This is a genomic window from Pseudomonas frederiksbergensis (assembly GCF_003732665.1).
Classification (GTDB): domain Bacteria; phylum Pseudomonadota; class Gammaproteobacteria; order Pseudomonadales; family Pseudomonadaceae; genus Aquipseudomonas; species Aquipseudomonas frederiksbergensis_G.
Genome location: NZ_MOBP01000016.1, coordinates 44,896 through 60,156 on the forward strand (window position 1 = coordinate 44,896; position 15,261 = coordinate 60,156).

A 15,261-nucleotide genomic window follows, 5' to 3' on the forward strand; every position below is an offset into this window, starting at 1 on the left:
ACGAATTACTTACGCAGTTCGACGCGACGGTTTTGAGCCCAGGACTGCTCGTCGTTGCCGGTAGCAACTGGACGCTCTTCGCCGTAGGAAACCAGTTCCAGCTGAGCTGGGGAAACACCTTGCAGTACCAGGTAGCGCTGAACGGCTTTCGCACGACGCTCGCCCAGTGCCATGTTGTACTCACGAGTACCACGTTCGTCGGTGTTGCCTTCCAGAACAACGCGAGCGCCGTTTGCTTTCAGGTCTTTAGCGTGAACATCCAGAGCGCGCATGGCTTCTGGCTTCAGGTCCGAGCTGTCGTATTCGAAGTAGAAAGTGGTGATTGCGCGCAGAGCAGCTTCTTCGCTCAGGGAGCCGTCAACTGCACCAGTGTTAGCGCCGTAACCAGCGTTTGGATCAACAGCGCCTTCACCGGCATTGTCGCCGCCTTTGGACGAGCAACCTACAGCTACAGCCATGGCCAGAGCCAGCGCAGCAAATTTACCAAACTTCAGCATTTCCATCGTGAAACTCCTAATGAACCCCAGTGTGTTAAGTAAAACGTGTAGCGCCGCGTCAGTTCAGGTAAGGGGACCAGGAAGGTTCTCTGACTTCGCCTTGTGCGGTAGGAAGCGGGAGCCTTACGCGTCCATTAATGGACACGAGCATCAAGACTCCCCGGCCCTGCTGGCGGGTGGCGTAGATTACCATGGTGCCGTTGGGCGCAACAGTAGGCGACTCGTCCAGAGTGCTATCAGTGAGGATTTTTACGCTTCCGCGCTGCAAATCCTGGGCCGCCACCTTGAAATTAGTGAAGCCATCCTGGCGGTGAATCATCACCAGGGTCTTTTCATCGGCCGAAAGTTTCGGGTTTGCGTTGTAGTTACCGATGAAAGTCACACGTTCCGCACCGCCACCACCGACGCTGGTCTTGTAGATTTGTGGCTTGCCGCCACGGTCGGAGGTGAAGTAGATGGTCGAACCATCTTTACCCCAGAACGGTTCGGTGTTGATGCCGGGACCGTTGGTGACGCGGGAGATCTGACGCGAACCCAGGTTCATCACGTAGATGTCCGGGTTGCCGTCTTTCGACAGCACGAACGCCAGGCGATTGCCATCCGGCGACCAGGCTGGCGCGCCATTCAGGCCTTCGAAGTTGGTGATCTGCTCACGACGACCGGTGTCGATGTTCTGCATGAAGATGCGCGGACGCTTCTGCTCGAACGACACATAAGCGATGCGTTTGCCATCCGGTGCGAAACGCGGCGACAGGATTGGCTCGCGCGATTGCAGCAGGGTCACGGCGCGGGCACCGTCGTAGTCCGAACGTTGCAGCGTGTAGCGCGTGTTCTTCTCGGAGAAGCGTTCGGCGGTCACGTACAACAGGCGTGTCGAGAACGCACCTTTAATACCGGTGAGTTTTTCGAACGACTGGTCAGCGATGTAGTGCGCCATGTCGCGCAGTTGATCGACGCTGCCCGACACGCTGCCGGTCAGCACTTGCTGCTCGGTAGCGACGTTGAACAGTGCGTACTGAACCTGCAGGCGACCGCCCGCCGGAACAATGCTGCCGACCATGATGTATTGGGCGCTGATCGCCTTCCAGTCACGGAAAATGATTTCGCTGGCCTGGCTCGGCTGGCTGATCATTTGCTGCTTTGGAATCGGCGAGTAGTAGCCCGAGTTGCGCAAATCGTTACCAATGATTTCGGCCATATCGTCCGGCAGGACGGTGCCGCCCTGGAAGCCGAACGGCACTACCGCAATCGGGGTAGCCCGATCACTGCCGCTGGTGACCAGAATGTTTTTTTCATCTGCTACCGCCATCCCTGCCAGGCAGCAGATAACGACAAGCATTCCTCGAAGAAGGTTTCTCACAAGGCTAGATCCTCAGGTGTGAATGTCATCTTGAATGAACGATACGGAGCGAAATCGCTCGGCTTCATTCCCTGCATTTCTGTCAAACGTCCAATATTCTTGACCGCAGCCACGGCAGACGAGTCAAACGGACCATCGCCACTGGACTTGGAAACGCTGACCGAAGTCACCGTACCGTCCGGCAACATGCCGATTTGCAACACGACTGTCATGCCTTTGCGTGCCGAAGGTGGACGAGCCCAGCCTTCCGCTGCACGAGCACGAATCAAATCATCGAAACTGCCGGCGACTTCATCGCCCTGCTCATCGGCCAACGCCTGCTGACGCTGCGGCGTGTCGGAAAGCAAATCGGCCAAGGCCTGAGCCTTTTTGTCTTCGGTCGATTTACGTGCCGCATCCTGCGATTTCTTCTTCGCAGCATCGGCAGCAGCTTTCTTCTTCGCTTCGTCGGCGACTTTCTTCTTCGCCTCTTCAGCTTCAGCTTTCTTCTTGGCGTCGTCCGCGGCTTTCTTCTTCGCGTCTTCGACGATCTTTTTCTTCGCTTCTTCAGCGGCCGCTTTCTTGGCCTCTTCTTCAGCAGCTTTCTTGGCTTCTTCTTCAGATTTCTTCTTGGCTATATCAGCCAATTGTTTCTCTTCGGCCTTTTTGGCTTCGGCGGTCTTCTTCGCTTCGTCGGCTTTCTTGGCTTCATCAGCCTTTTTCGCTTCCTCAGACTTCTTGGACTCGTCGGCCTTCTTGGCTTCCTCGGCTTTTTGAGCCGCTTCTTCTTTCTTTTGTTCCGCAGCCTTTACCGCTTCCTGCTCGACCTTTTTCTGTTCCATCTGTTCGACTTCGGTCTGGCGCGCAGCAGACTTCACCGCTTCACCCGCAATCTTCTGATTGGTCTGGGTGGTCGCCCGACTTTTCGATTTCAGCTGGTACAAGGTCGCCTGGACAATCGGCTTGGCCGGCGGCAACTCAGGCGTCATGGCGAAACTGACGAACAGCATGCCGAAAACCAGCACGTGCAAGCCAATCGCCCAGACACTAGGCCAGAAGTAGCTTTCCGAGGCTGTTGGCTCTCGTTGTTGCTGCATCAGGGCGCCTCGGTAATCAAGCCAACATTACCGACTCCGGCCTTCTGCAACCCGCCCATGGCGCCCATGACCGAACCGTAGTCGACGGTCTTGTCGCCACGGATGAAGACTTGGGTGTGCTTGCCGTTTTCGTTACCGGCGCTGATGATTTTAGTCACGGCGCTGGTCATCTGCGGCAAGGTCATGGCCTTGTCCTGCTGCTTGTCGGTGTCGACTTCGCTGCCAAGGTTCCAGTAGTAGGTCTTGTCAGACTTGATCGAAATGGTCAGGACCTGGGTGTTGTTGTCCTGCGGCAAGGCTTCGCTGGAAACCTTGGGCAGATCAACTTTCACGCCCTGATTGAGCATCGGCGCGGTCACCATGAAGATGACCAGCAGTACCAGCATCACGTCGATGTATGGCACCACGTTCATCTCGGCGACCGGCTTGCGCTTTTTGCGAGCTCGAGCGATTAAAGCCATTGGAAATTACCTGCTTATTCTTCGCTGGTGTGCACTTTGCGGTGCAGGATCGCCTGGAATTCGTCGGCGAAGGTGTAGTAACGGCTCAGCAGGGTTTCGCTGCGGGCAGCAAAACGGTTGTAAGCGATAACGGCCGGGATGGCTGCGAACAGGCCGATGGCAGTAGCCACCAGTGCTTCGGCGATGCCCGGGGCCACGGTGGCCAGGGTCGCTTGCTGGGCAGTGGCCAGGCCGCGGAAGGAGTTCATGATGCCCCAGACCGTACCGAACAGGCCGATGTACGGGCTGACGGAACCGACGGTGGCGAGGAACGGCAAGCTCTGCTCGAGCTTTTCTTCTTCACGGGAAATGGCGACGCGCATGGCACGGGCCACGCCTTCCATGACCGCTTCCGGGTCAACGCCTGGCTGCTGGCGCAGACGGGAGAATTCCTTGAAGCCGGCACGGAAGATCTGCTCGACGCCCGAATCCGGGTCAGGGTTGCTGCCGGCCTGACGGTAGAGTTTGGACAGATCGATACCTGACCAGAAGCGCTCTTCAAAGCTCTCCAGGGCACGTCGACCGGCGCGCAGCAAGTTGCTGCGCTGAAAGATCATGATCCATGAGGTCACCGATGCGGCTACCAGAATCAGCATTACCAACTGCACCACGACGCTGGCATTGCTGACCAGGCTCCACATGGAGGAATGGTCGACGACGTTAGCTTCCACGCTTTATCTCCTGCTTTGAGTGTGTACCCGCGCCGCTCACGTCGGCAAAGGCCGCACGTAGAGTTTCGGGAATGGCCCGGGGTTTCAAACTGTCAGTGCGCACACAGGCCACCAAAAACTGCCCTTCACAGAGCAGCGCATTATCCGTAGCCCGCCTGACCTGCTGTTTAAAGCGCAGGCTGGCACGGTTCAATTCGATTACTTCAGCGCTTACCAGCAGCTCGTCGTCCAGTCGCGCCGGCGCGTGGTAACGCGCTTCGCTGGAATGCACGACGAACAACAGGTCCTCCCCTGCCAGCTGGGATTGGGCAAAGCCCAGTTCCCGGAGCCGCTCGGTTCGAGCCCGTTCCATAAACTTGAGGTAATTAACGTAATACACGATGCCGCCCGCATCGGTGTCCTCGTAATAAACGCGACAACGATGTGCGAACGGCTCAAGCCCGTTTTGCGCGCGCATACTCTAGTGCTTACTCCTCAGGTTGCCAATCCAGCCAGGCAACTGTTTTTCATTGTTCTGCGGCTTTCTAGTGAAAGATTCGTCATGTGAGCCACTAGGACCACACAAACCCCCAATCGATCAGCCCGCAAACGTTAATTAATCGTCCACTGCATCGAGAAATTCGTCTACCACGGGCATCTCGCCCAATCGTGACGGAATGTTTAAACCAAAATGCAGGTACGCATGCCGGGTGACCACCCGCCCCCGCGGTGTTCGCATGATGTAGCCCTGCTGGATCAGGTACGGTTCCAGCACGTCTTCAATGGTGTGACGCTCTTCGCTGATGGCCGCTGCCAGGCTGTCTACGCCCACCGGGCCACCGTCGAATTTCTCGATCATGGTCAACAGCAGACGCCGATCCTGGTGATCGAAGCCACGTTCGTCGACATCCAGCAGATTCAAGGCCAGGTCGGCGATCGGTTTGGTGATGTGGCCCTTGGCGCGCACTTCGGCGAAATCCCGCACCCGGCGCAACAAGCGGTTGGCAATCCGCGGTGTCCCCCGGGCGCGACGGGCGATTTCGAAGGCGCCCTCCGGGTCCAGCGGCAAACCGAGAATGCTCGCCGAACGACTGACAATCGTCGCCAGGTCGGCGGTGCTGTAGAACTCCAGGCGCTGAACAATCCCGAAACGGTCGCGCAACGGGTTGGTCAGCATGCCGGCACGGGTAGTGGCACCGACCAGGGTGAACGGCGGCAGATCGAGCTTGATCGAACGTGCGGCCGGGCCTTCGCCGATCATGATGTCGAGCTGGAAATCTTCCATGGCCGGGTACAGCACTTCTTCGACGATCGGCGACAACCGATGGATTTCGTCGATGAACAGCACGTCATGGGGCTCGAGGTTGGTCAGCAGCGCCGCCAGATCACCCGGACGTTCAAGGACCGGGCCGGAGGTGCTTTTGATCGACACGCCCATTTCCTGGGCGATGATATTGGCGAGCGTGGTTTTACCCAGGCCCGGCGGACCGAAGATCAACGTGTGATCGAGGGATTCGCTGCGACCACGGGCCGCCTGGATGAACAACTCCATTTGCTCGCGAACGGTCGGCTGGCCAATGTACTCGGCCAAACTGAGGGGACGAATCGCCCGGTCCTGGACTTCCTCGCGGTCGCGGGGCCCAGGCGTGGCGGCAATCAGACGATCAGCTTCAATCACTTAAATCATTCCCTTCAGGGCACGGCGAATCAGGTCTTCACTGCTCAAGCCTTTCTCCTTGATCGAGGTAATCGCCTTGCTGGCTTCCTGCGGCTTGTAGCCCAGGGAGACCAGCGCGCTGATCGCATCACTCTCGGCGGTAACCGCCGGGGCCGGCGCATCTGGCCCACCCGGCTGATTGGGCACCAGGGCAAACATCGCCGGCACGGTTTCCCAGGCCTTGAAGCGGTCCTTGAGTTCCACCAGCAGGCGTTCGGCAGTCTTCTTGCCCACGCCCGGCACCTTGGTCAGCGCCGAGGTGTCCTGGGACTGCACGCAACGCACCAACTCATCGACTTCCAGGCTCGACATCAAGGCCAGGGCCAATTTCGGCCCTACACCATTGAGACGGATCAACTCGCGAAAAAAGTCTCGCTCACGCTTGCTGTAGAAGCCATAGAGTAACTGCGCGTCTTCGCGTACGACTAAATGGGTGTGCAAGGTCAGCGGTTCACCGACCGACGGCAAGCGATACAGCGTGGTCATGGGCACTTCCAGCTCATACCCCAGGCCGTTTACATCCAGAATCAGGTGCGGCGGCTGTTTCTCAGCCAGGGTGCCGCGCAAGCGTCCAATCACGTTTCGAATCCTTGAGCGTTGGCCAGCCCGAGGCCAGCGACTGACAGGACAAGGGTTTTGCGCCGACAACCCAGGCGCAAAACCCTCATCCCGTAAAAATGATTGCTGATGCTATCAGAGACGCAGGCGCCCGCCACGACTGCGTGCGGTTCCCAAGCCATGCGGTAACAGGCTGGAACGGGTGTGCGCATGACAAATGGCGATGGCCAGGGCGTCCGAGGCATCGATTTGTGGCTTGCTGGTCAGTTTCAGCATGTGCATGACCATCATCTGCACCTGCTCTTTATTCGCCGCGCCGGTGCCGGTGACGGCTTGTTTGACCTGGGTCGCGGTGTACTCGGCGATTTCCAGGCTTTCTTCGGCGCCGGCGACAATGGCCGCGCCGCGAGCCTGACCCAGTTTCAGCGCAGAGTCGGCGTTGCGCGCCATGAACACCTTTTCGATGCCCATGGTCGTCGGGCCATAGGTCTGGATGACCTCCCGCACGCCGCGATAGACGATTTGCAGACGCTCATGCAACTCGCCGGAGCCGGTGCGGATGCAACCCGACGCCACGTACACGCAGCCGCGCCCGGTATCGCGTACCACGCCATAACCGGTGATGCGCGAACCGGGGTCGATACCAAGGATTAAAGTCATAACGCCTGCGGTCAAGGATGAGCAGTGTATTCAATGAAGCGAATAACCAATGTGGGAGCGGGCTAGCTCGCGAATACGGTTTTACATTCAGCAACTATGTTGCCTGAAAGTCCGCGTTCGCGAGCAAGCCCGCTCCCACAAGGGATCTTAGTCGCCCTTAGCCGAGCTGTGCAGCAACCGATTCCGGAATGTCCGCGTTGGAGTAGACGTTCTGCACGTCATCCAGGTCTTCGAGCATGTCGATCAGCTTGAGCACCTTCTCGGCGCCCTCCAGATCCAGTTCGGCACTGGTGGTCGGCAGCATCACGATTTCCGCGTCATCACCCTTGAAACCAGCCGCTTCCAGCGCGTTACGCACGGAGTAGAACCCGGCGAACGAAGTGAACACGTCAATCGAACCGTCTTCGTGAGTAACCACGTCATCGGCATCGGCCTCCATGGCTGCTTCCATCAGCGCGTCTTCATCGACGCCCGGCGCGAAGGAAATCTGCCCCTTGCGTTCGAACAGGTAGGCCACCGAACCGTCGGTGCCAAGGTTGCCGCCGCATTTGCTGAACGCATGACGAACAGCGGCTGCGGTGCGGTTGCGGTTGTCGGTCATGCACTCGACCATCACCGCCACGCCACCCGGGCCATAGCCCTCGTAGCTGAGTTCGACCATGTCGTCGGTGTCGGCGGCGCCAGCACCGCGAGCCACCGCGCGATCAATGATGTCGCGGCTCATGTTCGCGCCGAGCGCCTTGTCCAGCGCCAGGCGCAGACGCGGGTTGGAACCTGGATCGCCACCGCCCTGACGGGCCGCAACGGTCAGTTCACGAATCCACTTGGTGAAAATCTTGCCCTTCTTGGCATCCTGACGTTCTTTGCGGTGCTTGATGTTCGCCCACTTGGAATGACCCGCCATATCTCGCTCCGAATTCTCTTTGAAACATTGCCCGCTGCGCCTGTTCGCGCCAGCCAGCAAGAAAAAATCTCGACCTATGAAAAAGGCGCATCCCATAAGGATGCGCCTTCAGGGTCAGCCTTACTCAGCCTTTGGCGTTTCGCGCAGACGAATGTGCAATTCGCGCAATGCCTTGGCATCTACAGCACCCGGAGCCTGAGTCATGACATCAGCCGCGCTCTGGGTTTTCGGGAAAGCGATCACTTCACGGATCGACTGGGCGCCAGTCATCAGCATCACCAGACGGTCCAGACCGAAGGCCAGACCACCGTGGGGCGGCGCGCCGTATTTCAGGGCGTCGAGCAGGAAGCCGAATTTCTCTTCCTGTTCCGCTTCATTGATACCCAGCAGGCGGAATACGGTCTGCTGCATTTCCTTGCGGTGGATACGGATCGAACCGCCACCCAGCTCGGTGCCGTTCAGAACCATGTCGTAGGCACGGGACAGCGCGGTCGCCGGGTTGGCTTCCAGTTCTTCCGGTGTGCACTTCGGCGCGGTGAACGGGTGGTGCAAGGCAGTGAAGCTGCCGTCGTCGTTCTCTTCGAACATCGGGAAGTCGACGACCCACATTGGCGCCCACTTGCAGGTCAGCAGGTCCAGGTCGTTGCCGACCTTGATCCGCAGCGCGCCCAGGGCTTCGCTGACGATCTTGGCTTTGTCGGCACCGAAGAACACGATGTCGCCGTCAACCGCGCCAACGCGATCGAGGATCACATTGAGGTTGGCTTCAGGGATGTTCTTGACGATAGGCGACTGCAGGCCTTCGACGCCTTTGGCGCGCTCGTTGACCTTGATGTACGCCAGGCCCTTGGCACCGTAGATGCCGACGAACTTGGTGTAGTCGTCGATCTGCTTGCGCGGCATGCTCGCGGCGCCTGGAACGCGCAGGGCGGCAATGCGGCATTTAGGATCGTTGGCCGGGCCGCTGAACACTTTGAAGTCGACGTCTTTGAGTTGGTCTTCGACGTCAACCAGTTCCAGCGGGTTACGCAGGTCCGGCTTGTCGGAACCGTAACGGCGCATGGCTTCTTCGAAGGTCATGTGCGGGAAGTCGCCGAATTCCAGGTCCAGCACTTCCTTGAACAGGTTGCGGATCATCTGCTCGGTGATGGCCATGATCTCTTTTTCATCGAGGAAGCTGGTCTCGATGTCGATCTGGGTGAATTCCGGCTGGCGGTCAGCGCGCAGGTCTTCGTCACGGAAGCACTTGGCGATCTGGTAGTAGCGGTCGAAGCCGGCAACCATCAGCAGTTGCTTGAACAGTTGTGGCGATTGCGGCAAGGCGAAGAAGGAACCGGCGTGGGTACGGCTCGGCACCAGGTAATCGCGAGCGCCTTCTGGCGTGGCACGGGTCAGGATCGGCGTCTCGACGTCGAGGAAGCCGTTCTCGTCCAGGAAGCGACGGATGCTGGTGGTCATGCGTGAACGCAGGCGCAGCTTCTCGAGCATTTCCGGGCGACGCAGGTCGAGGAAGCGATAACGCAGGCGGGTTTCTTCGCCAACGTCGGAGAACTCGTTGAGCGGGAACGGCGGGGTTTCCGATTCGTTCAGCACTTCCAGCTCGTAGCCCAGCACTTCGATCATGCCCGACGCCATGTTGGCGTTGGTGGCACCGGCCGGACGCAGGCGTACCTTGCCGGTGATCTTCACGACGTATTCGCTGCGCACGCGATCGGCGGCGGCGAAGCTCTCGGCGCGATCCGGATCGAACACCACCTGGGCCAGACCATCACGATCACGGATATCGAGGAAAATCACCCCACCGTGGTCACGGCGACGGTGAACCCATCCGCAAAGGGTAATTTCCTGGCCTTCCAGGGCTTCGTTCAGTTGGCCGCAATAATGGCTGCGCATCATGGTAGTGGTTTCACTTCTCGTAATCGAAATTCGGTTGGAGGCCTTGCAGATGCTGCAAGAGCTCGCGCGTGTGGTTCAACTCAGGTTCCAGACCTTAGTCAGCTTTGTCGCCGCCGGCCAGATTCTTCTTGGAACCGGTCTTGAAGTCGGTTTCGTACCAACCGGTGCCGCTGAGGCGGAAACCCGGCATGGACAGCATCTTCTTGAGCTCTGGCGCCTGGCACGCAGGGCAGTCGACCAGCGGTGCTGCGCTGATCTTTTGAATGGCTTCCAACTGATGACCACAGGAAGCACATTGATAGTCGTACATCGGCATGGGGGTTGTCTCGGCGATCAGATTGCTACCGCTTACGCTGGGTTTTGCGGCAAAGAGCGGGATTATATCCATTAAATGCAGCCTGTGCAGCCGTAAGACTGCACAGACTGACATACCACCCGTTCCAGCCCGGAACAGGTGAGCCAAGCACTACTTCAAGCTGTGCACGACGCAGACGACGCGCACCAGCCCGGTGAAATTCTTCACCCCACCGTGACGCAGATGCACCTCGCGATCCACGTGGGACAACAATGCACTGACCGAACAGCCATTGAGCGTCGCCATTTCACCGAGGATTTCCCAATACACCTGCTCAAGCCGCAGGCAGGTGGCAAAACCGTTCAAGCGCACCGACCGGGATGAAGGCCTGGCCAGCTCCATATCGAATTCGCTGACGAACGGATCAATCTTTATCGCCGGTGGCGCACCGAGCCTCCATTCGCGCCCGTTTTCTCCATAAACCATACCGCTGACACTCCTTTGCCATCCGTGGTTTTCATAAGAGCAATCTCCTGTCTCTTTATAAAAACGCAGGGGCAAAGTTATAGCCAGATGACTTTTTGACCATCAACGTAGGATAAGCCAACAGCGTGGCGAGGATCATGGACACGATCCTACACGCGACGATTTCCTACATGAGCCGGCGTATTTTCTTCAGGCGCAAAGGCATTTATCCGAGAGAAAAAAGCGCTGCGCGAACGACGCCTCCCCCGACGGCCCCGCGCAGCTTTTGCGGTTACTGGTCCAGCAACGAGCGCAGCATCCACGCGGTTTTTTCATGAACCTGCATGCGCTGAGTCAGAAGATCCGCCGTGGGCTCGTCACTGACCTTGTCCAGCAGCGGGAAGATGCCGCGGGCGGTGCGGGTGACGGCTTCCTGGCCTTCGACCAGTTGCTTGATCATGTCTTCGGCACTGGGTACGCCCTCTTCTTCCTTTATAGAGGACAGGCGCGCATATACCGAATAGGCACCGGGTGCCGGAAAGCCCAGGGCACGAATGCGCTCGGCAATCGAATCCACCGCCAGGGCCAACTCGTTGTATTGCTCCTCGAACATCAGGTGCAGGGTGCGGAACATCGGCCCCGTGACGTTCCAGTGGAAGTTGTGGGTTTTCAGATAAAGCACGTAGGTGTCCGACAGCAGCCGCGACAGTCCGTCGACGATGGACTTGCGGTCCTCTTCACTGATACCGATATCGATTGCCATGTTTACCCCCTAAAGATGATGAAATTCATCCAACAAGTGCAGGACCACTGTAGCAAGGCTCTCCCCGCCCTGCTCCCCTGGATGGCCAACGCACCTGCGACAAATCGCCCCCCAGGCCACCGCCGGCCCGGCTGATTTGAGTAGCCGCAGGCTTTGCTGTTAAATAGGCAGCGTGTCGCTATGCCCCTATTTTCCGGGGCGCGGCGCATAGGCTGGTAGCGGGTACGTGTCCACCGCCTCTTATTGTTCTGAAGCGGACCGTGCTCAATCAGCTCTTCCTTGTGATCCGTCTTAACGTGAGTCAATCAAAATGTTGAAAATCGTCCACCTGCTAATGGGCGCAGCAGCCTTGCTGCTGTCCTTCATCCCTAGCCTGCGATCCGAAGCCGTACCTTACCTGCAACAACCCGATGCACTTTACCTGGCCTTTTTCGGCCTGCTCAACCTGACCCTCGCTCCGGTTATCCCTTACTGGAACAAAGGTCCTCGTCACCAACTGCAAAACCTGGTCAGCGCCCTGCTGGTCCTGGCTGTTGTGCTGCAAACCCTGACACTGATCGCGCCGATGCCGGTCATTGCCGGTCAACCTGCGGTGCTGTTCAGCCTCGTCGTTACCCTGGTTGCCGTGTGCCTGCACCTGGCCATCAGCTTCTACAAATCGTCACCGGCCGCCGCTTCGCCAAGCTATGACATGAGCAACCGCGATACCGGCACCGTCAAGTGGTTCAACACCTCCAAAGGCTTCGGCTTTATCTCCCGGGATTCCGGCGATGATATTTTCGTGCACTTCCGGGCCATTCGTGGCGAAGGTCACCGCGTCCTGGTCGAAGGCCAGCGCGTGGAGTTCTCCGTGATGAATCGCGACAAAGGCCTGCAGGCCGAAGATGTGATTGCCGCATTGCCCCGTCGCTGATTTCGAGCGATAAAAAAACCGCGAGCAGCCTGGCTGTTCGCGGTTTTTTTTGCCCGGGGTTTAGCCGCATCACTCAGTAATGCGGCGGTGGAGCCTCTTCTTCCGAGGACTCGAACTGACCGGCCATCTCCTCCTGGCGCCGCAGCAACGCAGCCATTTGCAGTTGCAGGCGTTCGACCACCCGCTGTTGCGTCACCAGGATATCGTTCAATGACTGAATGGTGTCGTCCTGGAACGCCAGTTGGCTTTCCAGATCGTTGACGCGCTCTTCCAGGCTCATGGTTCAGCCCTCCAGGAACGTGAATTGATCGGTCAAGACCAGGCGCAGCCGTTCGCGAATCACCGCAACCTGCTCGGCGCTGTAGGGCTTGGCCGGGTGTTTGCCCCAGACCGGGGCTGGCCAGGCAGCATCGTCGCGCTTGCGCACAATCACATGCATATGCAACTGGCTGACGACGTTACCCAACGCAGCGACGTTCAACTTATCGGCATCGAACGAATCCTTGAGCATCTCCGCCAGGGCGGTGGTTTCCTGCCAAAGCTGCTGTTGATCGGCGACACTTAACTGAAACAACTCGCTGATATCGTCGCGGCGCGGCACTAGGATGAACCAGGGGTAGTTGGAATCATTGGACAAGAGCAACCGGCAGAGAGGGAAATCGCCGATCGGTAGCGTGTCTTGTTGAAGTCGTGGATCTAAAGCGAACACTGTGCGCACTCCCGCCTGTTCATCATTTTTCAGCTTAGCGCCCCTCACCGGAGGCGGTGCGCCAAGCGACAGGACGGCAGCATACCCGCGAATGCCCCAGGCTTCACGGTGAACCGCATTCGCAAGCGCCAGGCAAATTCAGTTGAACGGTACACCCGCCCCGACATGGGACGTTTTTCGCCGGAGCGCACCATTACAGAACCGACCAGCACAGAAAAAACGCTGGAGTGACCCACTGACAACCCTGCGTTCCCGAGTGGCGCAGCCATGCACTGTATGAATTCAGCACAGTGATTAAAATTTTTTGCACCAAAACCGCACAGTGCGTCTACGCTGAGTCCGACAGGGTTGCACCAATTACTCACTTTTGGGGTGAACCGGTAACGTTTTTTGTGGTCGTGCGATGAGAGCGACGTAGCAACACCATGGCAACCCCGGCGTCAAGCGCAAACAAAATGCGCTTGAAAGCCCCGGTTTTATGAGGTTTTTACAGCATCGAACGGGCCTTCAGAAAAAAACGGCCGCAGAATTCTTTTTTGAGCACGCTTGTTGCATTCACACCCATATCGCCGGTAAGTGCCCCACGGGAAGTGGGAGCCTTCAGGCAAATAAAAACAGCGGCAGGGTTGCCCGATGGAGATTCAAACGTTTCACCAGGGACTCTTTTTACCGATGCTAAATCCCAGAAAAACAGCGCTAAAGTTGTCAATCCGGTTGCATTGGGGCAGTGAATTTGCGACATCTACCAAGCCATTTGCGACAGGGTCGTAAAGAAGCTGAAAGGTTAGATGCGCAAGTATCGCCAACATTGTCGGCGTGATATAAGTTTGCGCCGACTCAAAAAGAAAGAGCCGCCCAGATAATAAAACAGGTGGGACGGCAGTACTCTTCTAAAACCAAAGGAGCAAATCACGATGCGCGTGATGAAGTGGAGCATGATCGCACTGGCAGTTGCAGCAGCCGCCAGTACTCAAATGGCTACGGCCGCACCTTTTGTAAGTGACCAGGCTGAAGCCAAGGGTTTTGTTGACGACGCCAAGTTGAATTTGCTGGTTCGCAACTACTACTTCAACCGTGACAACAAGAATGGCAACCGCGACGTCAAAGACTGGACTCAGGGTATTTGGGGCAACTTCAGCTCCGGTTACACCCAAGGTACTGTTGGCGTTGGTGTTGATGCATTCGGTTACCTGGCTATCAAGCTGGATGGCGGCGATGGCACCTCCGGCTCGGGTAACATGAGCCGTAGCGACACCGTTAACGCTAACGGTGGCCGCGACGTCAACGACAGCCAGGGTAAAGCCGGCGCAGCGATTAAATTCCGCGTCTCCAAAACCGAGTTGAAAGTCGGCGACATGCAGCCAAGCACTGCTCCAGTGTTCGCTGTCGGCGGTTCCCGTATCCTCCCGCAAACTGCCAGCGGTTTCCAACTGCAGAGCAGCGAAGTCAAAGACCTTGACCTCGAAGCCGGTCACTTCTACTCGGGCACCAGCCAAGACAAAAACGCCCGTGACGGCGGCCTGTTTGCAACCTACGCAGGCGTTGAAGCCAACACCATCGACTACTTCGGTGGCAAATACGGCATCACCGAGAACCTGAGCGCATCGTTGTACGGCGCCAAGCTGGAAGACATCTGGAACCAGTACTACGCGAACGTGAACCTCACCACTCCAATCAGTGGTGACACTTCGTTGAACACTGACTTCAACATCTATCGCACCACCGACACCGGTGACGCGAAAGCTGGCGACATCAGCAACACCGCGTTCTCGCTGGCCACTGCGCTCTCGTTCCTGAAAGCACACACCATCACCCTGGCCTTCCAAAAGGTTAATGGCGATACCCCGTTCGACTACATCGGTATCGGCAAGAACAACCGTGGCGGCGACTCGATCTTCCTCGCCAACTCCATCCAGTACTCTGACTTCAACGCCCCTGGCGAGAAGTCTGCCCAGATCCGTTACGATCTGAAAATGGCTGAGTACGGCGTTCCTGGTCTGAGCTTCATGACCCGTTATGTAACTGGTTGGGACATCGACGGCACCCATACTCCGGCTGGCAGCGCATACGCTGGCCTGTACGGCGAAGATGGCAAACACCACGAAACCAACTTCGAAGCCAAGTACGTTGTTCAGAACGGCCCGGCTAAAGATCTTTCGTTCCGTATTCGTCAAGCGTGGCACGTTGCTAACGGCGACGAAGGTGAAGGCGACGTTAAAGAGTTCCGTCTGATCGTTGACTACCCACTGTCGATCTTGTAATCGCAGTTGGTTAGTTAGTAAGCATAAAAAGGCCCAT

General features: G+C 57.7%; 19 protein-coding genes. 2 read left to right on the forward strand and 17 right to left on the reverse strand.

What is annotated here, in order from left to right:
• Window positions 1-5 precede the first annotated feature (5 nt).
• The 14 genes from pal to BK665_RS25295 form a co-directional block, all read right to left on the reverse strand.
• The gene (pal, locus tag BK665_RS25230; RefSeq protein ID WP_003178634.1) at window positions 6-503 is read right to left on the reverse strand and encodes a peptidoglycan-associated lipoprotein Pal; all 498 of its coding nucleotides are present in this window, start codon (window positions 501-503) and stop codon (window positions 6-8) included.
• Between the two features lie 52 nt (window positions 504-555).
• Complete coding sequence (gene tolB, locus BK665_RS25235; protein WP_054044985.1) at window positions 556-1,806, reverse strand: Tol-Pal system beta propeller repeat protein TolB; 1,251 nt, start codon at window positions 1,804-1,806, stop codon at window positions 556-558.
• A 47-nt stretch (window positions 1,807-1,853) separates the two neighbouring features.
• On the reverse strand, window positions 1,854-2,933 hold the full coding sequence (gene tolA / locus BK665_RS25240) for a cell envelope integrity protein TolA (RefSeq protein ID WP_054044986.1): 1,080 nt from the start codon (window positions 2,931-2,933) through the stop codon (window positions 1,854-1,856).
• Window positions 2,933-3,385, reverse strand: coding sequence for a protein TolR (gene tolR, locus BK665_RS25245; RefSeq protein WP_161807657.1), 453 nt, complete (start codon window positions 3,383-3,385; stop codon window positions 2,933-2,935). The genes tolA and tolR overlap by 1 nt, the downstream gene beginning before the upstream one ends.
• Before the next feature lie 23 nt (window positions 3,386-3,408).
• Entirely contained in the window at window positions 3,409-4,104 is a 696-nt protein-coding gene (gene tolQ, locus BK665_RS25250; RefSeq protein WP_054044990.1) for a protein TolQ, read from the reverse strand.
• A complete protein-coding gene (gene ybgC / locus BK665_RS25255) occupies window positions 4,094-4,561 on the reverse strand; it encodes a tol-pal system-associated acyl-CoA thioesterase (protein ID WP_123409283.1) in 468 nt (155 codons plus the stop codon). Before ybgC ends, tolQ begins: the two co-directional genes overlap by 11 nt.
• A gap of 138 nt (window positions 4,562-4,699) precedes the next feature.
• Window positions 4,700-5,761: a Holliday junction branch migration DNA helicase RuvB gene (gene ruvB / locus BK665_RS25260; protein ID WP_054044994.1), complete on the reverse strand. Its 1,062-nt coding sequence runs from the start codon at window positions 5,759-5,761 to the stop codon at window positions 4,700-4,702.
• A complete protein-coding gene (gene ruvA, locus BK665_RS25265; protein WP_123409284.1) occupies window positions 5,762-6,379 on the reverse strand; it encodes a Holliday junction branch migration protein RuvA in 618 nt (205 codons plus the stop codon).
• Between the two features lie 114 nt (window positions 6,380-6,493).
• Window positions 6,494-7,018: a crossover junction endodeoxyribonuclease RuvC gene (gene ruvC / locus BK665_RS25270; RefSeq protein WP_054044997.1), complete on the reverse strand. Its 525-nt coding sequence runs from the start codon at window positions 7,016-7,018 to the stop codon at window positions 6,494-6,496.
• 157 nt (window positions 7,019-7,175) lie between these two features.
• Window positions 7,176-7,922, reverse strand: coding sequence for a YebC/PmpR family DNA-binding transcriptional regulator (locus BK665_RS25275; protein ID WP_056741401.1), 747 nt, complete (start codon window positions 7,920-7,922; stop codon window positions 7,176-7,178).
• Window positions 7,923-8,042: 120 nt separating this feature from the next.
• Window positions 8,043-9,818 carry an aspartate--tRNA ligase gene (aspS, locus tag BK665_RS25280; RefSeq protein ID WP_123409285.1) on the reverse strand — a complete coding sequence of 592 codons (1,776 nt, stop codon included), beginning with the start codon at window positions 9,816-9,818 and terminating at the stop codon, window positions 8,043-8,045.
• 94 nt (window positions 9,819-9,912) lie between these two features.
• On the reverse strand, window positions 9,913-10,134 hold the full coding sequence (locus tag BK665_RS25285; protein WP_010457489.1) for an FmdB family zinc ribbon protein: 222 nt from the start codon (window positions 10,132-10,134) through the stop codon (window positions 9,913-9,915).
• Window positions 10,135-10,284: 150 nt separating this feature from the next.
• Entirely contained in the window at window positions 10,285-10,599 is a 315-nt protein-coding gene (locus BK665_RS25290; protein WP_123409286.1) for a ribbon-helix-helix domain-containing protein, read from the reverse strand.
• Window positions 10,600-10,870: 271 nt separating this feature from the next.
• A complete protein-coding gene (locus BK665_RS25295) occupies window positions 10,871-11,341 on the reverse strand; it encodes a Dps family protein (RefSeq protein WP_123409287.1) in 471 nt (156 codons plus the stop codon).
• Between the two features lie 310 nt (window positions 11,342-11,651).
• On the opposite strand from BK665_RS25295, the gene BK665_RS35230 reads away from it, so the two are divergent.
• Entirely contained in the window at window positions 11,652-12,254 is a 603-nt protein-coding gene (locus tag BK665_RS35230; RefSeq protein ID WP_123409288.1) for a cold-shock protein, read from the forward strand.
• A 73-nt stretch (window positions 12,255-12,327) separates the two neighbouring features.
• Here BK665_RS35230 and BK665_RS25305 read toward each other — a convergent pair whose 3' ends face one another.
• The 3 genes from BK665_RS25305 to BK665_RS34530 all read right to left on the reverse strand — a co-directional run bounded on the left by BK665_RS25305 (window position 12,328) and on the right by BK665_RS34530 (window position 13,705).
• Window positions 12,328-12,534 (reverse strand): SlyX family protein, encoded by a 207-nt coding sequence (locus BK665_RS25305; RefSeq protein ID WP_054045009.1) that lies wholly within the window; start codon window positions 12,532-12,534, stop codon window positions 12,328-12,330.
• A 3-nt stretch (window positions 12,535-12,537) separates the two neighbouring features.
• Window positions 12,538-12,963 (reverse strand): HIT family protein, encoded by a 426-nt coding sequence (locus BK665_RS25310; protein WP_123409289.1) that lies wholly within the window; start codon window positions 12,961-12,963, stop codon window positions 12,538-12,540.
• Between the two features lie 487 nt (window positions 12,964-13,450).
• Window positions 13,451-13,705, reverse strand: coding sequence for a hypothetical protein (locus BK665_RS34530; RefSeq protein WP_185076637.1), 255 nt, complete (start codon window positions 13,703-13,705; stop codon window positions 13,451-13,453).
• Window positions 13,706-13,877: 172 nt separating this feature from the next.
• On the opposite strand from BK665_RS34530, the gene BK665_RS25315 reads away from it, so the two are divergent.
• On the forward strand, window positions 13,878-15,224 hold the full coding sequence (locus tag BK665_RS25315; protein WP_123409290.1) for an OprD family porin: 1,347 nt from the start codon (window positions 13,878-13,880) through the stop codon (window positions 15,222-15,224).
• Window positions 15,225-15,261 lie beyond the last annotated feature (37 nt).